This is a genomic window from Variovorax sp. FG153 (assembly GCF_057809595.1).
Window position 1 is genome coordinate 12,766 of the sequence record NZ_JBMDKG010000012.1, and the last position, 19,948, is coordinate 32,713.

17 protein-coding genes are annotated in these 19,948 nt (G+C 69.2%); 13 read left to right on the forward strand and 4 right to left on the reverse strand.

Annotated features, from left to right (window positions below; translation table 11 throughout):
- Positions 1–19: 19 nt before the first annotated feature.
- The gene (locus tag ACODT0_RS15275) at positions 20–1,015 is read right to left on the reverse strand and encodes a Bug family tripartite tricarboxylate transporter substrate binding protein (protein WP_489041638.1); all 996 of its coding nucleotides are present in this window, start codon (positions 1,013–1,015) and stop codon (positions 20–22) included.
- A gap of 125 nt (positions 1,016–1,140) precedes the next feature.
- On the opposite strand from ACODT0_RS15275, the gene ACODT0_RS15280 reads away from it, so the two are divergent.
- The 11 genes from ACODT0_RS15280 to xylB all read left to right on the forward strand — a co-directional run bounded on the left by ACODT0_RS15280 (position 1,141) and on the right by xylB (position 13,059).
- A complete protein-coding gene (locus ACODT0_RS15280) occupies positions 1,141–2,076 on the forward strand; it encodes a LysR family transcriptional regulator (protein ID WP_296741057.1) in 936 nt (311 codons plus the stop codon).
- A 174-nt stretch (positions 2,077–2,250) separates the two neighbouring features.
- Positions 2,251–3,561 (forward strand): ABC transporter substrate-binding protein, encoded by a 1,311-nt coding sequence (locus ACODT0_RS15285; protein WP_261209665.1) that lies wholly within the window; start codon positions 2,251–2,253, stop codon positions 3,559–3,561.
- Between the two features lie 63 nt (positions 3,562–3,624).
- Positions 3,625–4,482 (forward strand): carbohydrate ABC transporter permease, encoded by an 858-nt coding sequence (locus tag ACODT0_RS15290; RefSeq protein ID WP_057594079.1) that lies wholly within the window; start codon positions 3,625–3,627, stop codon positions 4,480–4,482.
- A 13-nt stretch (positions 4,483–4,495) separates the two neighbouring features.
- Complete coding sequence (locus ACODT0_RS15295; RefSeq protein WP_296741062.1) at positions 4,496–5,329, forward strand: carbohydrate ABC transporter permease; 834 nt, start codon at positions 4,496–4,498, stop codon at positions 5,327–5,329.
- A gap of 170 nt (positions 5,330–5,499) precedes the next feature.
- On the forward strand, positions 5,500–6,540 hold the full coding sequence (locus tag ACODT0_RS15300) for an ABC transporter ATP-binding protein (protein WP_489041639.1): 1,041 nt from the start codon (positions 5,500–5,502) through the stop codon (positions 6,538–6,540).
- Between the two features lie 91 nt (positions 6,541–6,631).
- The gene (dalD, locus tag ACODT0_RS15305) at positions 6,632–8,014 is read left to right on the forward strand and encodes a D-arabinitol 4-dehydrogenase (protein ID WP_489041640.1); all 1,383 of its coding nucleotides are present in this window, start codon (positions 6,632–6,634) and stop codon (positions 8,012–8,014) included.
- Complete coding sequence (locus ACODT0_RS15310; RefSeq protein WP_489041641.1) at positions 8,011–8,799, forward strand: L-iditol 2-dehydrogenase; 789 nt, start codon at positions 8,011–8,013, stop codon at positions 8,797–8,799. Before dalD ends, ACODT0_RS15310 begins: the two co-directional genes overlap by 4 nt.
- Before the next feature lie 113 nt (positions 8,800–8,912).
- Positions 8,913–9,584 (forward strand): transaldolase family protein, encoded by a 672-nt coding sequence (locus ACODT0_RS15315; RefSeq protein ID WP_479671741.1) that lies wholly within the window; start codon positions 8,913–8,915, stop codon positions 9,582–9,584.
- 23 nt (positions 9,585–9,607) lie between these two features.
- Positions 9,608–10,558 (forward strand): carbohydrate kinase family protein, encoded by a 951-nt coding sequence (locus tag ACODT0_RS15320; RefSeq protein WP_261209675.1) that lies wholly within the window; start codon positions 9,608–9,610, stop codon positions 10,556–10,558.
- Between the two features lie 47 nt (positions 10,559–10,605).
- Positions 10,606–11,559: an AraC family transcriptional regulator gene (locus tag ACODT0_RS15325; RefSeq protein ID WP_057594072.1), complete on the forward strand. Its 954-nt coding sequence runs from the start codon at positions 10,606–10,608 to the stop codon at positions 11,557–11,559.
- A 36-nt stretch (positions 11,560–11,595) separates the two neighbouring features.
- Entirely contained in the window at positions 11,596–13,059 is a 1,464-nt protein-coding gene (xylB, locus tag ACODT0_RS15330) for a xylulokinase (protein WP_489041642.1), read from the forward strand.
- Positions 13,060–13,073: 14 nt separating this feature from the next.
- Here the strand turns inward: xylB and ACODT0_RS15335 are convergent, their stop codons facing one another.
- On the reverse strand, positions 13,074–16,736 hold the full coding sequence (locus ACODT0_RS15335; RefSeq protein ID WP_489041643.1) for an indolepyruvate ferredoxin oxidoreductase family protein: 3,663 nt from the start codon (positions 16,734–16,736) through the stop codon (positions 13,074–13,076).
- A 91-nt stretch (positions 16,737–16,827) separates the two neighbouring features.
- Between ACODT0_RS15335 and ACODT0_RS15340 the strand changes: the two genes are divergently transcribed.
- Entirely contained in the window at positions 16,828–17,343 is a 516-nt protein-coding gene (locus ACODT0_RS15340; protein ID WP_261209683.1) for an Lrp/AsnC family transcriptional regulator, read from the forward strand.
- Between the two features lie 84 nt (positions 17,344–17,427).
- Here the strand turns inward: ACODT0_RS15340 and groL are convergent, their stop codons facing one another.
- Together groL and ACODT0_RS15350 are read right to left on the reverse strand one after the other, a co-directional pair.
- Positions 17,428–19,080: a chaperonin GroEL gene (gene groL / locus ACODT0_RS15345; RefSeq protein WP_261209685.1), complete on the reverse strand. Its 1,653-nt coding sequence runs from the start codon at positions 19,078–19,080 to the stop codon at positions 17,428–17,430.
- A 31-nt stretch (positions 19,081–19,111) separates the two neighbouring features.
- Entirely contained in the window at positions 19,112–19,402 is a 291-nt protein-coding gene (locus ACODT0_RS15350) for a co-chaperone GroES (protein WP_007835162.1), read from the reverse strand.
- 205 nt (positions 19,403–19,607) lie between these two features.
- Here ACODT0_RS15350 and ACODT0_RS15355 point away from each other — a divergent pair, with 205 nt between their 5' ends.
- On the forward strand, positions 19,608–19,934 hold the full coding sequence (locus ACODT0_RS15355) for an ArsR/SmtB family transcription factor (protein WP_489041644.1): 327 nt from the start codon (positions 19,608–19,610) through the stop codon (positions 19,932–19,934).
- The last annotated feature ends 14 nt before the right edge of the window (positions 19,935–19,948 follow it).

Genomic DNA, 19,948 nt, shown 5'->3' on the forward strand with positions numbered 1-19,948 from the left:
GAAAAAGCGGGGGACGGCCTCATTCGGCCTTGATGTTGGCGGCGCGCACGAGCTGGCCGTAGTGCTCGAACTCCTGCCGGTTCATGGCCGCGAAGGGCTCGCCGATCAGGTTGCCGGGCTCGCCGCCCAGGGCCTTGATGCGGGCCTGCACGTCGGGCAGCTGCAGGCTGCGCGCGAGCTCGGCGCTCAGGCGCTCGACGGCCGGGCGCGGCGTGCCGGCGGTCACGTAGAGGCCGTACCAGGTCGAGACGTCGGCGCCCTTGACGCCCTGCTCGGCCAGCGTGGGCACGTCGGGCAGCTCGGGCGAGCGCTGCGGCGCGCTCACGGCCAGCGCGCGGAACTTGCCGGCCTTGATCTGGCCCATGGCCGAGGAGGTGCTGTCGAACATCATCTCGACCTCGCCCGCGATGATGTCGATGTGCGCCTGCGAGCTGCCCTTGTAGGGCACGTGCACCGACTTCATGCCGGTGGCCAGGTTGAAGGCCTCGCCGCCCACGTGCTGGGTGCTGCCGATGCCCGAGGAGGCGTACTTGAAGCCGCCGGGCCTGGCCGCCATCGCGGCCAGCAGGTCCTTCACCGACTTGTAGGGCGAGCTGGCCGACACCACCAGCACGTTGGGCATCACGGCCACCAGGCCCAGCGGTTGCAGGTCCTTGAGCGGGTCGTACTTGAGCTTGAGGATGTGCGGCGCCACCGCCTGCGCGGTGTTGGTGGCCAGGAGCAGCGTGGCGCCGTCGGCCGGCGCGCGCGCCGTGAGCTCGCCCGCGATGGTGTTGGAGGCGCCGGGCCGGTTCTCGACCACCACCGGCTGCTTGAGCGCGGGCGAGAGCTTGTCGGCCAGCACGCGCGCCAGGATGTCGGTGCCGCCGCCCGGCGAGGCGCCGACCATGATGCGCAGCGGCTTGTCGGGGTAGGCGGGCGCGGTCTGGGCGGTGGCGAGGCCGGTGGCCAGCGCGAGCGCGGCGGCGAAGGCGACGGCGCATCGCTGGCGGAAGGCCGGGGAAAAGGGGCGCATCGGGGTTGTCTCCTGCTTGTTGGTCTTGGATGCCATTGCTTTCCATGCATGGCGAGGCCGCAGGTTAGGCCGTTCGCTCCCCTCGATCCAATCGAAATTGGCGGGGTCTCCATATACTTTTGGTGATGACCCTCCAGAAAGCCTCGCCCGATGCCTCGCTGATGCTGCAGGTGCGACCGCGCCAGCTGTTGCTGCTGGTGCGCCTCGACGCTCACCGCCACCTGGGCCGCGCGGCCGAGGCCATGAACATCAGCCAGCCCGCGGCCACCAAGCTGCTGCAGCAGCTCGAGGATTCGCTCGGCGAGAAGCTGTTCGAGCGGCTGGCGCGCGGCATGGAGCCCACCGCCTACGGCGAGATCCTGGTGCGCTACGCCCACCGCGTGGTCAGCGACTTCGGCAGCGCGCGCGAGGAGATGCTGGCGCTGCGCTCCGGCCTCAGCGGCGCGCTGCGCGTGGGCAGCGTGCCCGGCGCCGTGCCCGAGCTGCTGGCGCCCGCGCTGGTCGAGTACCGCCGGCGCCATCCGCAGGTGGCGGTGTCGGTGGTGGTCGAGACCAGCGACGTGATGCAGGCCCAGCTCGAGCAGGGCGAGGTCGACCTGGTGCTGGGCCGGCTCACCGACGGGCACGACGAGTCGCGCTACGCCAGCGTGCCGCTGCTCGGCGAATCGCAGGTGGTGGTGGTGCGCGGCGGCCATCCGGCCTTCGAGCGCGAGGGCCTCACGCTGGCCGACCTGGCGGCCTGGCAATGGGTGCTGCAGCCGCCGGGCTCGCCGCAGCGCGGGCGCTTCGAGGCCGCCATGCGCGAGGCCGGCGTGCAGGCGCGGCTCGACATCCTCGAGACCGCCTCGCCGATCGCCATCACGGCGCTGCTCGAGAGCTCCGACATGGCGGCCGTCATGCCCGCCTCGCAGGCCCGGCACTACGCGCGGCTCGGGCTGCTGCGGGTGGTGCCGATCGAGCTGCCGGTGCGCGTGCCGCCGATCTGCCTGGTCACGCGCGAGGGGCGGCCGCTCTCGCCCGCGGCGGCCCAGTTCCGCCGGCAGCTGCTGGGCACCGGCTGAACGCTTTGGATTGCACAAAACACATGCTGTATTGCATTGACTAGGGATTTCACTAGCCAATCGGTGCATGAAAGTACTGTCGATGACATTCGAAGTACCAAAATCGCAAGCCGGTTTATCCAGAATCCGGGCACGGCGACCCAAGGGGGCGTCGCTCACCCTCTAGGAGACAACATGCAGCGTTTTCTGAAAGCGGGCCTCGTCCTCGCACTCGCCGGCACCGGCCTCGTTGCCCAGGCGGCCACCGAACTCGTGATCGCGACCGTCAACAACGGCCACATGATCGAGATGCAGAAGCTCACGCCCTTCTTCGAGAAGGCCAATCCCGACATCAAGCTCAAGTGGGTCACGCTGGAGGAGGGCACGCTGCGCCAGCGCGTGACCACCGACATCGCCACCAAGGGCGGCCAGTTCGACGTGATGACCATCGGCCTGTACGAAGCGCCGATCTGGTCGAAGAAGGGCTGGCTGCAGCCCATCGCCACCGATGCCGCCTACGACGCCGACGACCTGCTGCCCGCGATCCGCGACGGCCTGTCGTACCAGGGCAAGCTCTACGCCGCGCCGTTCTACGGCGAGAGCTCGATGCTCATGTACCGCAAGGACCTGGCCGACAAGGTCGGCTTCCAGATGCCCGAGCAGCCGACCTGGACCCAGGTGAAGGAACTGGCCGGCAAGATCCACGACCCGAAGGCCGGCGTTTACGGCATGTGCCTGCGCGGCAAGCCGGGCTGGGGCGACAACATGGCCTTCCTGACCACGCTGGTCAACACCAACGGCGGCCAGTGGTTCGACATGCAGTGGAAGCCGCAGATCGACACCAAGCCCTGGAAGGACGCGATCGGCTTCTACGTCGACCTGATGAAGGCCTACGGCCCGCCGGGCGCCTCGGCCAACAGCTTCAACGAGAACCTCGCGCTCTTCAACGAAGGCAAGTGCGGCATGTGGGTCGACGCGACCATCGCGGCCTCGTTCATCAGCGATCCCAAGCAGTCGAAGGTGGCCGACAAGGTGGCTTTCGCGCAGGCACCGGTGGCCGTCACGCCCAAGGGCGCCAACTGGCTGTGGACCTGGAACCTGGCGATCCCCGCCAGCTCGACCAAGGCCGCCGCCGCCCAGACCTTCGTGAAGTGGGCCACCTCCAAGGACTACATCAACCTGGTCGCCAAGGAGCAGGGCTGGGGCGCGGTGCCCACCGGCACGCGCAAGTCGACCTACGCGAACCCCGAGTTCCAGAAGGTCGCGAAGTTCGCCGCCGCCGAGAAGAAGGCCATCGACAGCGCCAACCTCAGCGACAGCACGCTGCCCAAGTCGCCTTATGTCGGCGTGCAGTACGCGGCCATCCCCGAGTTCCAGGCCATCGGCGTGGCGGTGGGCCAGCAGATGAGCGCGGCGCTCGCGGGCAAGGTCACGGTCGACCAGGCGCTGAAGACCTCGCAGACCACGGCCGAGCGCGAGATGAAGAAGGCCGGCTACTACAAGTAAGCCCCGCGGCCTGCGCCCTCCCCCTGGGGGAGGGCGCCAGACAGAAGAGAGAAGGGATCACCCATGAAAAGACTCCTGCCCCGCGCGCTCATGGCGCCGGCCGTGCTCACGCTCTTCCTCTGGATGATCGTGCCGCTCGCGATGACGTTGTACTTCTCGTTCGTGAACTACAACCTCATGCAGCCCGGCGACCATCCCTTCGCGGGCCTCGCCAACTTCGAGTACTTCGTCACCGACCCGGACTTCTGGCCCGCGACCTGGAACACGCTGCTCCTGATCGGCAGCGTGATCGGCATCACCGTGGTGCTCGGCGTGCTGCTCGCGCTGCTGGTCAACGAACCCTTCCCGGGCCGCGGCATCGTGCGTGTGCTCTTGATCTCGCCCTTCTTCGTCATGCCCGCGGTCAACGCGCTGCTGTGGAAGCACATGATGATGAACCCGATCTACGGCATCCTGGCCGACGTGTGGCGCATGTTCGGCGCCCAGCCGATCGACTGGCTCACCGACGTGCCCCTGCTGTCGGTGATCATCATGGTGGCCTGGCAATGGCTGCCCTTCGCCTGCCTGATCTTCATCACCTCGCTGCAGTCGCTCGACCGCGAGCAGATGGAGGCCGCGCGCATGGACGGCGCGAGCGCGTTCCAGCGCTTCTTCTACCTCACCGTGCCGCACCTCGCGCGCCCGATGGCGGTGGTGATCATGATCGAGATGATCTTCCTGCTCAGCGTGTTCGCCGAGATCGCCATCACCACCAACGGCGGCCCGGGCAACGAGAGCACGAACATGACCTACATGATCTTCAAGCAGTCGCTCATGAACTTCGACGTGGGCGTGGCTTCCGCGGGCGCGCTGTTCGCGGTGGTGCTGGCCAACATCGTGGCCGTGTTCCTGATCCGCATCATCGGCAAGAACCTGGACTGAGGAGCGCCACGCCATGCAACAACAAGCGCCCAGCAATTTCCTGCCGCAACTGCTGCGCACCGTCGGCGCCTGGGCCGTCGCGCTGCTGCTGTTCTTCCCGCTCGGCTGGCTGTTCCTCACGGCCTTCAAGACCGAGCTGCAGGCGATCCACGTGCCGCCGCTGTTCATCTTCGAGCCCACGCTCGACAACTTCGGCGAGGTGCAGCGGCGCAGCGACTACCTGCTGTACGCGCGCAACTCGCTGATCACCAGCCTGGGCTCGACCATCCTCGGCCTGTTGATCGCGGCGCCGGCCGCGTACTCGATGGCCTTCTTCCGCACGAAGAAGACGCGCGACATCCTGATGTGGATGCTCTCGACCAAGATGATGCCGGCCGTGGGCGCGCTGGTGCCGATCTACGTGCTCGCGCAGACCGCGGGCATGCTGGACTCGCTGAGCGCGCTGACCATCGTGTTCACGCTGTCGAACCTGCCGATCATGGTCTGGATGCTCTACAGCGCCTACAAGGACATCCCGAACGAGATCCTCGAGGCCGCGCGCATGGACGGCGCGAGCCTGTGGACCGAGTTCCGCCATGTCGTGATGCCGCTGTCGGTCGGCGGCCTCGCCTCCACCGGCCTGCTGTGCCTGGTGCTGAGCTGGAACGAAGCCTTCTGGGCGCTCAACCTCACCTCGGCCAAGGCCGGCACGCTGGCCACGCTGATCGCCTCGTACTCGAGCCCCGAGGGCCTGTTCTGGGCCAAGTTGTCGGCGGCCTCGCTGATGGCCATCGCGCCCATCGTCGTGTTCGGCTGGTTCAGCCAGAAGCAACTGGTGCAGGGCCTGACCTTCGGCGCCGTGAAATGAACCCACCCCCGAATCTTCGCGCACTTCGTGTCGCTTCGGATCCCCCCTCGAGGGGGCGCTGCCAGCGGCCCGGCAAAGCCGGTTCCGCGGCAGCTCCCGAATTTCGCAGTGAGTCGTCGATCGGTGTGCGTGCATCGACGGCCTGTCCACAAGATATCAAGGAGACGTAAATGGCCTACCTCCAACTGAAGAACATCAAGAAGAGCTTTGGTGACGTCAACATCATCAAGGGCGTGGACCTCGAAATCCAGAAGGGCGAATTCATCGTCTTCGTCGGGCCTTCGGGCTGCGGCAAGTCGACCCTGCTGCGGCTGATCGCGGGACTCGAGCCGATCACCAGCGGCAACCTGCTGCTCGACGGCAAGGACATCACCTGGGCGCCCTCGGGCAAGCGCGACCTCGCGATGGTGTTCCAGAGCTATGCGCTCTATCCGCACATGAGCGTGTACGACAACATGTCCTTCGCGCTCAAGCTCGCGGGCACGAGCAAGTCCGAGATCAAGACCAAGGTCGAGCATGCGGCCAAGACGCTGAACCTCACGCAGTACCTCGACCGCCTGCCCAAGGACCTCTCGGGCGGCCAGCGCCAGCGCGTGGCCATCGGCCGCGCCATCGTGCGCGCGCCCAAGGTGTTCCTGTTCGACGAGCCGCTGTCGAACCTCGACGCGGCGCTGCGCGGCAACACGCGCGTGGAGATCCACAAGCTGCACCGCGCGCTGGGCGCGACCACCATCTACGTCACGCACGACCAGGTCGAGGCCATGACCCTGGCCGACCGCGTGGTGGTGCTCAAGGACGGGCTGATCGAGCAGGTCGGCACGCCGCTCGAGCTCTACGACCGCCCGGCCAACCAGTTCGTCGCGCAGTTCATCGGCATGCCCTCGATGAACATGGTGGCGGCCAGCGCCATCCCGAGCTTCTCGGCCGCCACCGGCGGCCGGCTGCCGAGCGACGGCTTCCTCGGCGTGCGGCCCGAGGGCCTGCGCGTGCATGCGAAGGCCGGCGCGCCGGTGTCGGACGTGCAGGGCCGCGTCGAGCTGATCGAGGCGCTGGGCGCCGACACGCTGATCCACGTCGACGTGGGCGGCGTGCCGCTGGTGGCGCGCCAGAACGACCGCACGCCGCTGCAGGCCGGCGACGACGTGGCGGTCGAGCTCGATCCCTCGGTGCTGCACCTGTTCACGCGCGACGGGCGCGCGGTCGCGGCCTGAATCCCCTCTCTCGTTTCACTCTTCCTCTTCCGGGACATTCTTCGTGACTCTCGCAGCAGCACCCCTTCCACCCGCTCCCTCGGAGTTCACGGTGCTCCACCTCGGCCTCGGGTCCTTCCACCGGGCACACCAGGCGGTCTACCTGCAGCGGCTGATCGACGCGGGCGACACGCGCTGGTCGATCTCGGGCGCCAACATCCGGCCCGACATGGCCGAGGTCGTCGAGGCGCTGCGCGCGCAGGGCGGCCGCTACACGCTCGAGACCGTGTCGCCCGCGGGCGAGTACCGCTACGAGCAGATCGAGGCCATCCGCGAGGTGCTGCCCTACGAGCCCTCGCTCGCCGGCCCGATCGCGCGCGGCGCCGCGCCGTCCACGCGCATCGTCTCCTTCACCGTCACCGAGGCCGGCTACTACCTCGACACCAAGGGCCGGCTCGACCTGTCCTTCGCCGACCTCGCTGCCGACATCGCGCGTGCCGCCAAAGGCGAGGCGGGTGGCGCGGGCGTGACCATCTACGGCGCCGTCTGCGCGATCCTGCGCGCGCGCAAGGCGGCCGACGCGGGCCCGCTCACGCTGCTGAACTGCGACAACCTGCGCCACAACGGCGAGCGCTTCCGCGCCGGCCTGCTCGAGTTCATCGAGCGCGCGGGCGATGCCGGGCTGCTGGCCTGGACGCAGGCCAACACCCGCTGCCCCAACGCCATGGTCGACCGCATCACGCCGCGCCCGCCGCCCGAGCTGCGCGCGCGCGTGCAGGCCGCCACCGGCCGCGACGACGCGGCCGCGATCACCGGCGAGAGCTTCATCCAGTGGGTCATCGAAGACGACTTCGCGGCCGGCCGCCCCGACTGGGCGCGCGTGGGTGTCGAACTGGTCGACTCGGTGCAGCCCTACGAGGAAGCCAAGATCCGCATCCTCAACGCCACCCACAGCTGCATCGCCTGGGCCGGCACGCTGGTGGGGCTCGGCTTCATCCACGAGGGCACGCACGACGCCGCCATCCGCAAGATGGCCTTCGACTACGTGAGCGACGATGTCATCCCCTGCCTGAGCCCGAGCCCGATCGATCTCGCGGCCTACCGCGACGTGGTGCTCGACCGCTTCGGCAATCCCGCCATCCGCGACACCAACCAGCGCGTGGCCGCCGACGGCTTCTCGAAGATCCCTGGCTTCATCGCACCGACCGTGCGCGAGCGGCTGGCCGCGGGCCAGCCCATCGACAGCGTGGCGATGCTGCCCGCGCTGTTCCTGGCCTTCCTGCAGCGCTGGCACCGCGGCACCTTGCCCTATGCCTACCAGGACCAGGGCATGGACGAAGCCGTGGCGCATGCGATCTGCGATGCGGCCGACCCGGTCGCCGCGCTGTGCGCGGACGCGGGCCTGTGGGGCCCGATCGCGGGCGATGCGCGGCTGGTCGATGCGGTGCGCCGCGCGAGCGGGCGTGTCGCGAGTTTCATCGGCGACAAGGCATGAGCACCCGGCTGCAGGATCGCCATGTGCTGCTGACCGGCGCCGGCGGCGGCATCGGCCTGGCGATCGCCGAGGCCTGCATCGCCGAGGGCGCGCGCTGCAGCGTGGTCGATCGCGCGGCCGCGCCCTCCGAGGCGGTGCGCGCGCTGCAGCAGCGCCATCCCGATCGCCTGGCCTACATCGCGGCCGACGTGACCGACATGCAGGCCATCGCGCGCCTGCTGGTCGAGGCGCAGGTGGCCTTCGGGCCGATCCACGTGCTGTTCAACAACGCCGCCGTGTTCGATCTCGCGCCGCTGCTCGACAGCGACGAGACCTCGTTCGACCGCCTGTTCGCCGTCAACGTGAAGGGCATGTTCTTCGTCATGCAGGCCGTGCTGCGCCACATGGTCGAGGCCGGCACCCGCGGCGCCTCGGTCATCAACATGGCCTCGCAGGCGGGGCGGCGCGGCGAGGCGCTGGTGTCGCACTACTGCGCCACCAAGGCCGCCGTGATCAGCTACACCCAGAGCGCGGCGCTCGCGATGGCGCCGCACGGCATCCGCGTCAACGGCATCGCGCCCGGCGTGGTCGACACGCCGATGTGGGACCAGGTCGACAGCCTGTTCGCCCGGGCCGAGGGACTGGCCCTCGGCGAGAAGAAGCGGCGCGTGGGGCTCGAGGTGCCGCTGGGCCGCATGGGCCTGCCGGGCGACATCGCGGGCGCGGCCGTGTTCCTGGCCAGCGACGAGGCGCGCTACATCACGGCGCAGACCTTGAACGTCGATGGCGGCAACGTCATGAGCTGAGGTGGCGATGCACGCTGCAGCGAAGTCAGGAAAGTATCGGAGCGCTTGCCTTCCTTGCGGTGAAGCGCGGGCCGCCCGGTGAGAAGATAGCCGGCCCCCGCCGCACGCGATCCATGAACGACGATTTCCATCTCTACCTCGACAGCGCCGACCTCGCGGAGTTGCGGGCCTGCCTGCCGCACCCGGTCGTCCATGGCGTGACGACCAACCCGACCTTGCTTCGGCGCGCCGGTGTCGGTCGCGCCGACGTGCCCGGCCTGCTGCAGCGCTGCATCGAGCTGGGCGCGCGCCAGGTGCAGGCGCAGGTGTACTCGAGCGAGGTCGACGGCATGCTCGAGGATGCGCGCTCGCTGCTGCCGAAGTTCGACGCCGGCCAGCTCGTCATCAAGATTCCCGCCACGCGCCAGGGCCTGGTGGCCGGCGCGCGGCTGATCGCGCAGGGCGTGCCCGTGACCTGGACCGCCGTCTACGCGCCCGAGCAGGCGCACTTCGCGGCGCAATTGGGCGCGGCCTATGCGGCGCCGTACCTCGGGCGGCTCGAGGACGCGGGCCAGGACGGGCTCGCGCTGATCGCGCGCATGCAGTCGCTGGTCGCGCAACGGCCCGCGTCGGGCACGCGGCTGCTGGTGGCGAGCATCCGCTCGCGCGAGGCCTACCTGTCGCTGCTCGCGCTGGGCGTCGGCGCCATCACCATCCCGCCGCGCCTGTTCGCCGAACTGCTCGACCATCCCGCCACCTTGGCCGCCGAACGCGGCTTCCTGGACGACGCTGGCGCCCTGAACTGACCGAAGAAAATCCTTTCTCCACCATGCGCATTGCACTCACGGGCGAAGCCCTGATCGATTTCACCGCCAGCGAGGCCGGCGCACTGGCTTTCCTCGGCCACGAGGGCGGTTCGCCGCTCAACACGGCCGTGGCCTGCGCGCGCCTGGGCCAGCACACCGGCTTCTTCACGCAGCTGTCGACCGACCTGTTCGGCGAGCGGCTGATGGCCTTCCTCGAACGCAATGGCGTCGACACCGGCTTCATCCTTCGCAGCAGCGCGCCCTCGACCCTGGCCTTCGTCGAGCGCACGCCGCAGACCAACCGCTATGCCTTCTACACGCACGGCAGCGCCGACGCGACCTGGGCGCCCGAGCCGCTGCCGCAGCTGCCGGCCGACTGCCGCTTCCTGCACTTCGGCTCGATCTCGCTGCTGCAGGAGCCGGCCGCGACGCGCATCGCCGACCTGGTGAGCGCCAACGCGGGCCGCTGCGTGATCGTGTTCGATCCCAATGTGCGGCCCAGCCTGATCCCCGACCTCGCGGCCTACCGCCTGCGAGTCGCCAACTGGTTCGCGATGGCCGACCTCGTGAAGCTCAGCGACGAGGATGCCGCGCTGTTGGCACCGGATCGCCCGGTCGATGCGCTGGCCACCGAGATCCTGGCCGCGGGCGCGCGCGCCGTCATCGTCACGCGCGGCGGCGAGGGCGCCACGCTGTGGCGCGCGGGCAAGGCGCCGCTGTCGGTGGCCGCGCCGCGCGTGCAGGTGGTCGACACCATCGGCGCCGGCGACACCTTCACGGCCGGCCTGTCGGTCGCGCTGCTCGACCAGGGCGTCGAGCACCGCGACCAGCTCGCGGCGCTCGGCGACGACGGCTGGCGCGCGGTGATGCGCTTCGCCGCCACCGCCGCGGCCCTGAACTGCACCCGCGAGGGTGCCGATCCACCGGTGCTGGCGGCCGTGCAGGCGGCGCTGGCGCAGGGAGACAATCTCTAGCACCCTTGCATTGGCAGCGGGCGCGGCCCGCGAGCGAGCATGCAGCCATGACCACCACCACCCGCAAGCGTTCGATTCCCCGCCAGCGCCAGCCCGAGCTGGAGCGCGACTTCGCGCGTTCGCCCTCGCTGGGCTACGAGGCGCCCGAGGAGACCGGCCTGGTGCGATGCCTGGCGCACGGCTTCCCGAGCCCGCTGGTGCGCTGGCACTTCCACGAGGACTACGAGCTGCACCTGATCACCGAGACCTCGGGCAAGGCCTTCATCGGCGACTGGATCGGGCCGTTCCAGCCCGGCCACCTGGTGCTGTGCGGCCCGCGGCTGCCGCACAACTGGATCTCGCTCGACGTGCCCGAAGGAGGTGCCGCCGGGCGCGACCGCGTGATCCAGTTCCGGCACGAGCCGATCGAGCAGGCCGCGGCGCAGATTCCCGAGCTGCGCGAGGTCATGCAGCTGCTCGAGCGCGCGCGCCACGGCATCGAGTTCTTCGGCCTCTCGCAGCAGGCGCAACAGCACTGGGACGACATCAAGGCCGCGCGCGGCGTGCGCCGGCTCGGGCTGTTCCTGGGCTTCCTGGCCGACCTCGCGCAGTGCACCGACTACCGGCTGCTGTCGAGCGTGCAGATGCAGGGCGCGCAGGGCGCCGACGGCGACGCGCAGGTCGACCAGATCAACGGCATCGTCAACCGCATCACCAACAACATGACCGAGCAGCTCTCGATGGCCGACCTGGCCGCCGAGCTCGGCATGAGCGAGAGCCGCTTCAGCCGCTTCTTCCGGCGTTCCACCGGCAACAGCTTCACCGACTTCGTCAACCGCGTGCGCATCAACAGCGCCTGCCACCTGCTGATGCAGACCGACCACTACGTGACCGACATCTGCTATCAGGTCGGCTTCAACAACGTGGCGAACTTCAACCGGCGCTTTCTCGAGATCAAGGGCATGACGCCCAGCGAGTTCCGCCGCCAGGCCGACACCCGCTTCGGCAACGGCATGGCCTGAACGCCGCCTTTCATCCAAACCCACCGGGAGCTTCTCTTGTATCTGGGACTCGACCTCGGCACGTCCGAGCTCAAGGCGCTGCTGCTCGCCGACGATCACCGCATCGTCGGCGTGGCGCGCGCATCGCTGACCGTGGACCGGCCGCATCCGCTGTGGTCCGAACAATCGCCCGCGCAATGGTGGCAGGCGCTCGAGCAGGTGATGGCGCAGCTGCGCGCCGACCAGCCTGCCGCGCTGTCGCAGGTGCGCGCCATCGGGCTGTCGGGCCAGATGCACGGCGCCACGCTGCTCGACGCGGCCGGCGAGGTGCTGCGCCCGGCCATTCTCTGGAACGACGGCCGCAGCGGCGCGCAGTGCGAGGCGCTGACGCGCGCGGTGCCGCGCCTGGGCGAGATCGCGGGCAACCTCGCGATGCCCGGCTTCACCGCGCCCAAGCTGCTGTGGGTGCGCGAGCACGAGCCCGAGATCTTCGCGCGCGTGGCGCGCGTGCTGCTGCCCAAGGACTGGCTGCGCTTCATGCTGAGCGGCGAGGCGGTCGGCGAGATGTCCGACGCGGCCGGCACGCTGTGGCTCGACGTCGGCGCGCGCGACTGGTCCGACGAGCTGCTCGCGGCCAGCGGCCTCACGCGCGCGCAGATGCCGCGGCTGGTGGAGGGCAGCGAGGTCTCTGCCATGCTGAAGCCCGCGCTCGCCGAACGCTGGGGCTTGGCTGCGGACGTGAAGATCGCCGGCGGCGCGGGCGACAACGCCGCCAGCGCGGTCGGCATGGGCATCGTGGAGCCGGGGCAGGGCTTCGTCTCGCTCGGCACCTCGGGCGTGATCTTCGTCGCCTCGAGCCGCTTCGAACCGAATCCCGCGCAGGCGGTGCATGCCTTCTGCCACGCGCTGCCGGGCCGCTGGCACCAGATGTCGGTGATGCTCTCGGCCGCGAGCGCCGTGAGCTGGGCCTCGCGGCACCTGGGCTTCGGCGACGAGGCCACGCTGCTGGCGGCGGCCGCGCGGCTCGACGACGCGGCGCGTGCGCGCGCGCCGATCTTCTTGCCCTACCTGTCGGGCGAACGCTCGCCGCACAACAACGCGAACGCGCAGGGCGTGCTGTTCGGGCTCACGCAGGCGCATGGCGCCGACGACATCGCCTATGCCGTGGTCGAGGGCGTGAGCTTCGGCCTGCGCGACGGGCTCGACACGCTGGCGCGGCCCGCGGGCGCGCTGGCGCTGGTGGGGGGCGGCGCGCGCAGCAGCTGGTGGGCGCAGCTGCTGGCCGACATCCTCGAGGTGCCGCTGACGCTGGCCGAGGGTGGCGAGGCCGGTGGCGCGCTGGGCGCCGCGCGGCTGGCCTGGCTGGCCGACGGCGGCGCGATCGCCGCGGTCTGCACCGCGCCCGCGGTGCGGCAGCGCTTCGATCCGAAGGCCGAGGCCGAGGCCGCGGCGGGGCACCGCGCGCGGCATGCGCGCTTTCGCAAGCTCTATCCGCTGCTGCGCGCGTCCTTCGCGGCCTGAGTGCCTCCGCGGCCTCAGTGCGCCGCGACGATCGCGATACCCTTGATCTGCCCCGCGGCCTTGGTCGAGGCCGGCGCCGGATAGCGCTGCGGCCGCAGGCGGTGCAGCAGTTCGGCTTCGCGCGCACGCGCCAGCGCGAGGTTGCCGATCTTCACGTGGCCGTAGCCGCGAATCGTCATCGGCAGCGCGGCGATGTCGGCCAGCAGCTTCTGGTCGGCGGCCGCCATGTCCTGCGCCAGTTCGTCGAGCCGGGCCTCGAAGTGGGCGATCAGCTCGCGCTCCAGCCGCCGCTCCTGCGTACGGCCGAAGGGATCGAAGGGCGTGTGGCGCAGCGCCTTGCCGCGCGCGAGCACGCGCATCGCGGGCAGCATCCAGGCACCGAAGCGGATCTTGCGCGGCGCCTGGCCGTTCTTCGGCGGCGCGAGGAAGGGCGGGGCCATGTGGAACTCGAGCTTGATCTTCTCGCCCTCGAACTGTTCCATCAGGCTGCGCTGGAAGCTGCCGTCGGTGTACAGGCGCGCCACCTCGTACTCGTCCTTGTAGCTCATGAGCTTGAGCAGGCTGCGCGCCGCGTTGCGCGTGAAGGGCAGCGAGGCATCGCCGCCGAGCGCCGATTCGCGCTTCTGCAGCGCGCGGATGCGGGTCTCGAAGCGCCGCGCCCAGGCGGCGTTCTGGTAGCCCGAGAGATGGGCCACGCCGCGCGCGACGATGGCCTCGAGGTCGTCGCCGTCGGCCGCGTTCGCGAGGTCCATCGTCGACGCGGGCTGCAGCGTGTCGCCCAGGCGCTCGAGCCCTTCGGGATCGGCCGCGGCCATGCGGCCCAGCGCGAAGGCCAGGCGATTGGCGGCGACCGCCACGCCATTGAGCTCGATGGCGCGCATCAGCGCCTCGAAGCCCAGCGGCACCAGGCCGAGCTGCCATGCGTAACCCACGGCGAGGATGTTGGCGGCCAGCGTGTCGCCGATGAACTCCTCGGCCAGCGCCTGCGCGTCGAAGGTCTTCACCTGTTCCTCGCCGGCCGCGAACTGCAGCTTCTCGAGCAGCAGGTCGATGTGCAGCTCGGCGTCGGGATTGCGCAGCGACTCGGCGACCGGGATCTCGTGCAGGTTCGCGAGGATGTGCGTGCGGCCGTGGCGCACCGCCTGCAGCGCCTCGGGAGAGGCGCCGACGACGAGGTCGCAGGCCAGCACGGCATCGGCCTGCTGGGTGTCGATGCGGGCCTGGTTCAGGCGCTCCGGATGGCTTGCCATGCGCACGAAGCTCAGCACCGAGCCGCCCTTCTGCGCGAAGCCCATGAAGTCGAGCACGCTCGCGGCCTTGCCCTCGAGGTGCGCGGCCATCGCGACCAGCGCGCCCACGGTCACCACGCCGGTGCCGCCGACGCCGGTGACCAGCAGGTCGTAGGGCGCGTTGTCCCAGTCGTGGCCCGGGGGCTGCGGCAGCGCGGCGGCGCGTGCCAGCACGGCGTCCTTCTCGCGCTGCAGCGCGCCGGCCTTGCGGCGCAGCGAGGCACCGGTCACGCCGACGAAGCTCGGGCAGAAGCCCTGGGCGCAGGAGTAGTCCTTGTTGCAGTGGGTCTGGTCGATCTGGCGCTTGCGGCCCAGCGGCGTCTCGTGCGGCACCACCGCCACGCAGTTGCTCTGCACCGTGCAGTCGCCACAGCCCTCGCACACCGCCTGGTTGATGAACAGGCGCTTGGGCGGATCGGCCAGTTCGCCCTTCTTGCGCCGGCGGCGCTTCTCGGCGGCGCAGGTCTGCTCGTAGATCAGCACGGTGACGCCCGCCACCTCGCGCAGCTCGCGCTGCACCGTGTCGAGCAGGCTGCGGTCGTGGAAGCCGGTGCCGGCCGGGAAGCGGTCCTTCTGGCCGTCGTACTTGCGGATGTCGTCGCTGACCACCACCACGCGCGCCACGCCTTCCGATTCGACCTGGCGCGCGATCGCGTCGACGGTGATCACGCCGTCCACCGGCTGGCCGCCGGTCATCGCGACCGCGTCGTTGAACAGGATCTTGTAGGTCATGGTGGCCTTGGCGGCCACCGCCTGGCGGATCGCCAGGTAGCCCGAGTGGTAGTAGGTGCCGTCGCCGAGGTTCTGGAACACGTGCGGCACGCGCGTGAACTTGGAATGCGAGATCCAGTCCACGCCTTCGCCGCCCATCTGCACCAGGCCCGCGGTGCCGCGCTCCATCCAGCTGGCCATGAAGTGGCAGCCGATGCCGGCGCGCGCGGTCGAGCCCTCGGGCACCTTGGTGCTGGTGTTGTGCGGGCAGCCGGCGCAGAAGTAGGGCAGGCGCTTCACGGCATCGCTGGCGTTGGCCAGCAGGTCGGGCGGCGTGAAGTCGCGCACGCGCTCGGTCGGGCGGCCGATGCCGTCGGCGCCGCCGACGTGGCGCTCGAGCCATTCGGCCACGCGCTCGATCAGTCGCGAGGGCCGCAGCTCGCCGAGCGCCGAGATGAAGGGGCGGCCGTCGCGGTCGTGCTTGCCGACCAGCGCCGGGCGTTCGTCGGCCGGCGCGTTGTAGAACATCTCGCGCAGCTGGTTCTCGACGAAGGCGCCTTTCTCCTCGATCACCAGCACCTCGGCCAGGCCCGCGGTGAAGGCGCGCATGCGGGTCTGCTCGAGCGGAAAGCTCAGGCCCACCTTGTAGATGCGCACGCCGGCCGCGGCCAGGCGCTCGGTCGAGATCTCGAGCCGGCGCAGCACCTCCATCAGGTCGTAGTGCGCCTTGCCGCAGGTCACGATGCCGACGCGGGCCTCGGGGCTCTCGACCGCCACGCGGTCGATGCTGTTGACGCGCGCGAACGCGGCCACCGCCTCGTGCTTGTCGGCCAGCCGCGACTCGATGCGCAGCGAGGGCAGGTCGGGCCAGCGGTAGTGCAGGCCGTCGGCCGGCGCGCGATGGCCGGTGGCCTCGCGCACGCCGTCGGCATCGAGCCAGGCGGCGCTGCGCGCGAGGATCAGGTCGAGGTCGACCGTGCTCGAGCTCTCGACCACCTCCGACAGCGCCGGCATGCCGACCCAGGTGCCCGAGTAGCGCGAGAGCGCGTAGCCGTAGAGCCCGAACTCCACCAGTTCGGCCACGTTCGCCGGCTGCACCACCGGCATGCTCCAGGCCGCGAAGGCCTGGTCGGACTGGTGCGGCATCGACGAGGACACGCAGCCGTGGTCGTCGCCCGCCACCACCAGCACGCCGCCGTTGGGCGAGGCGCCGTAGGCATTGCCGTGCTTGATGGCGTCGCCCGCGCGGTCCACGCCCGGGCCCTTGCCGTACCACATGCCGAACACGGCATCGACCTCGCGCTCGGGGTCGGACTCCACGCGCTGGGTGCCGAGCACCTGGGTGGCGGCCAGTTCCTCGTTGATGGCGGGCACGAAGCGCACGCCCTCCTGCTCGAAGCGGCTGCCGGCCTTCCAGATCGCCTGGTCGACCATGCCGAGCGGCGAGCCGCGGTAGCCGCTGACGAAGCCGCGGCTGTCGAGGCCGCGCGCGGCATCGCGCTGGCGCTGCATGCACAAGAGGCGCACCAGCGCCTGCGTGCCGGTGAGGAAGACCACGCCCGAGTTCGCCCAGAGGTTGTCGGCGAGCTGGTAGCCCGGACGGGCGAGGGTGGTCGTGGCGGCGGTTTCGGCGGCGCGGGTGGGGGCTGCGGCCGAAGAGAGGTCATTCGAATTCATTGCGAGATTGTTGTTCTCGCTCAGGAGGAATATTCTCTTGAATCACTACAGGGTGACCCTGTAATCAGGAATATCCATCTCGAAAATCGCCATGAACGACGAATTTATTCCTCTCGACCATCATTCGCTGCGCATCCTCGACGAACTGCAGCGCGACGCGCGCCAGACCGTGCAGCAGATCGCCGACGCGGTGGGACTGTCGCCCACGCCCTGCTGGCGCCGCATCAAGGACATGGAGGCCAGCGGCGTGATCCGCGGCTACACGGTGATCGTCGACCGCGAGAAGGTGGGGCTGAACCTCGCGGCCGTGACCGAGGTGAACCTCGACCGCCACAGCGAGGCCAAGGTGCGCGACTTCGAGCGCGCCGTGGCCGCGAGTCCGCAGGTGGTGCGCTGCGCCTCGGCCACCGGGCCGGCCGACTACATCCTCACGGTGCTGGTGCCCGACATCAAGCACTACGAGCAGTTCCTGCACACCACGCTGTTCGAGCAGGCCGGCGTGACGCACGTGCGCTCGGCGATCGTGCTGCGCGAGGTCAAGGCCGATGCGCCGCTGCCGATCGACATGGCGTCGACCGCGGCGGGGCCGAGACGGCGCTCGAAATGAAAAAGGCCGGGGCGAACCCCGGCCTTCTTCGTGTCTGGACGACCCGCCCGCCGAACGCCGAAGCGCTCGCCGGGCGAGAGGCAATTACATGCCCATGCCGCCCATGCCACCCATGCCGCCCATGTCGGGCATGCCGCCGCCGGCAGGAGCTTCGTCCTTCGGAGCGTCAGCCACCATGGCTTCGGTCGTCAGCAGCAGCGAGGCCACCGAGGCGGCGTTCTGCAGCGCGGTGCGGGTCACCTTGGTCGGGTCCAGGATGCCCAGCTCGAGCATGTCGCCGTACGAGTCGTTGGCGGCATTGAAGCCGTAGTTGCCCTTGCCGGCCAGCACCGCGTTAACGACCACCGAGGCTTCGCCGCCGGCGTTGTTCACGATTTCGCGCAGGGGGGCTTCGATGGCCTTGAGCACCAGCTTGATGCCGGCGTCCTGGTCGGCGTTGTCGCCCTTGACCTTGTCGCCCACGGCTTGCTTGGCGCGCAGCAGGGCCACGCCACCACCGGCAACCACGCCTTCTTCCACTGCAGCGCGGGTGGCGTGCAGGGCGTCTTCGACGCGAGCCTTCTTTTCCTTCATTTCGACTTCGGTGGCGGCGCCGACCTTGATCACCGCAACGCCGCCGGCCAGCTTGGCCACGCGCTCTTGCAGCTTTTCACGGTCGTAGTCGCTCGTGGCTTCCTCGATCTGCACGCGCACTTGCTTCACGCGGGCTTCGATGTCGGCAGCAGCGCCGGCGCCGTCGATGATGATGGTGTTTTCCTTGCCCACTTCGATGCGCTTGGCCTGGCCCAGGTCGGCCAGCGTCACCTTCTCGAGGGTCAGGCCGACTTCTTCGGCGATGACCTTGCCGCCCGTCAGGATGGCGATGTCTTCGAGCATGGCCTTGCGGCGGTCGCCGAAGCCAGGCGCCTTGACGGCCACGACCTTCAGGATGCCGCGGATCGTGTTCACGACCAGCGTCGCCAGGGCTTCGCCCTCGACTTCTTCGGCAATGATCAGCAGCGGACGACCGGCCTTGGCGACTTGTTCCAGCGTGGGGAGCAGGTCACGGATGTTGCTGATCTTCTTGTCGAACAGCAGCACGAAGGGGTTGTCGAGCAGCGCCGATTGCTTCTCGGGGTTGTTGATGAAGTAGGGCGACAGGTAGCCGCGGTCGAATTGCATGCCTTCGACGACGTCCAGTTCGCTGTCCAGCGACTTGCCGTCTTCGACGGTGATCACGCCTTCCTTGCCGACCTTGTCCATCGCGTCGGCGATGAGCTTGCCGATGGTTTCGTCGCTGTTGGCCGAGATCGAGCCGACTTGAGCGATTTCCTTCGACGTGGTGGTGGGCTTCGAAGCCTTCTTCAGCTCTTCGACCAGGGCCGTCACGGCCTTGTCGATGCCGCGCTTCAGGTCCATCGGGTTGATGCCGGCGGCCACGTACTTGAAGCCTTCGCGCACGATGGCTTGTGCCAGCACGGTCGCGGTGGTGGTGCCGTCACCGGCGTTGTCCGAAGTCTTGGAAGCCACTTCCTTCACGAGCTGGGCGCCCATGTTCTGCAGCTTGTCCTTGAGTTCGATTTCCTTCGCGACCGACACACCGTCCTTGGTCACGGTGGGGGCGCCGAACGAGCGCTCGAGCACCACGTTGCGGCCCTTGGGGCCCAGGGTGACCTTGACCGCGTTGGCCAGGATGTTCACACCCTCGACCATGCGTGCGCGGGCTTCACCGCCGAAGACTACGTCTTTTGCTGCCATGTTCTATTACTCCGAATGGGGATCTGTTGAATTACTTCTCGACGACCGCGAACAGGTCGTCTTCCTTCATGACCAGCAGTTCGTCGCCGCCGACCTTGACGGTCTGGCCGCTGTACTTGCCGAACAGGACGCGGTCGCCGACCTTGACGGTCAGTGCGGCCAGTTCGCCCTTGTCGTTGCGCTTGCCCGGGCCCACGGCCAGGACTTCACCCTGATCGGGCTTTTCGGCGGCGGCGTCGGGAATGACGATGCCCGAGGCAGTCTTGGTTTCGCTGTCAACACGCTTGACGATCACGCGATCGGCCAAAGGACGAAGTTTCATTGCATCTCCTGGATAAGAAACTGGGTGGTGGTTTTTTGGGCGCCCATCCCGCAGGACCGGTTGCCCGTCGACTGGAGGCGAGGCTTGTTAGCACTCAACCACAGCGAGTGCTAATCATAAGGGCAATCGCCGGGGTTTCAAGCGCCGGAGCGGGCCGAGCCGGAAGTCGGTTGCCACGATTCAATATTTCAACGATGATTGAAGTATGGAAGAAGAAGTCGTCATCCGTTCCCTGATGGCACTTGCCCAGAGCGTGCGCCTGCGCGTGTTTCGCGCCCTGGTCGTGGCCGGCCCGCAGGGCATGACGCCTGGCGCGCTGACCGAAACGCTGGGCGTTCCGGCCACGGGCCTGTCGTTCCATCTCAAGGAGCTGGGCCGCGCGGGCCTGGTGTCGCAGGAGCGGCAGGGGCGCCACCTGATCTACCGCGCCTCGTTCGACCGGATGAACGGGCTGCTGGCCTATCTGAGCGAGAACTGCTGCCAGGGGCAGCCCTGCGGGGTCGATGCGCAAGGCGCGTCCTGCGACTGCTGACGGTCGGCACCGCA

Bases quoted from the DNA above. Each gene is read 5' to 3' on its own strand.
- ACODT0_RS15275 (WP_489041638.1), bottom strand. From the start codon at position 1,015: ATGCGCCCCTTTTCCCCGGCCTTCCGCCAGCGATGCGCCGTCGCCTTC.
- ACODT0_RS15280 (WP_296741057.1), top strand. From the start codon at position 1,141: ATGACCCTCCAGAAAGCCTCGCCCGATGCCTCGCTGATGCTGCAGGTG.
- ACODT0_RS15285 (WP_261209665.1), top strand. From the start codon at position 2,251: ATGCAGCGTTTTCTGAAAGCGGGCCTCGTCCTCGCACTCGCCGGCACC.
- ACODT0_RS15290 (WP_057594079.1), top strand. From the start codon at position 3,625: ATGAAAAGACTCCTGCCCCGCGCGCTCATGGCGCCGGCCGTGCTCACG.
- ACODT0_RS15295 (WP_296741062.1), top strand. From the start codon at position 4,496: ATGCAACAACAAGCGCCCAGCAATTTCCTGCCGCAACTGCTGCGCACC.
- ACODT0_RS15300 (WP_489041639.1), top strand. From the start codon at position 5,500: ATGGCCTACCTCCAACTGAAGAACATCAAGAAGAGCTTTGGTGACGTC.
- ACODT0_RS15310 (WP_489041641.1), top strand. From the start codon at position 8,011: ATGAGCACCCGGCTGCAGGATCGCCATGTGCTGCTGACCGGCGCCGGC.
- ACODT0_RS15315 (WP_479671741.1), top strand. From the start codon at position 8,913: ATGAACGACGATTTCCATCTCTACCTCGACAGCGCCGACCTCGCGGAG.
- ACODT0_RS15320 (WP_261209675.1), top strand. From the start codon at position 9,608: ATGCGCATTGCACTCACGGGCGAAGCCCTGATCGATTTCACCGCCAGC.
- ACODT0_RS15325 (WP_057594072.1), top strand. From the start codon at position 10,606: ATGACCACCACCACCCGCAAGCGTTCGATTCCCCGCCAGCGCCAGCCC.
- ACODT0_RS15335 (WP_489041643.1), bottom strand. From the start codon at position 16,736: ATGAATTCGAATGACCTCTCTTCGGCCGCAGCCCCCACCCGCGCCGCC.
- ACODT0_RS15340 (WP_261209683.1), top strand. From the start codon at position 16,828: ATGAACGACGAATTTATTCCTCTCGACCATCATTCGCTGCGCATCCTC.
- groL (WP_261209685.1), bottom strand. From the start codon at position 19,080: ATGGCAGCAAAAGACGTAGTCTTCGGCGGTGAAGCCCGCGCACGCATG.
- ACODT0_RS15350 (WP_007835162.1), bottom strand. From the start codon at position 19,402: ATGAAACTTCGTCCTTTGGCCGATCGCGTGATCGTCAAGCGTGTTGAC.
- ACODT0_RS15355 (WP_489041644.1), top strand. From the start codon at position 19,608: ATGGAAGAAGAAGTCGTCATCCGTTCCCTGATGGCACTTGCCCAGAGC.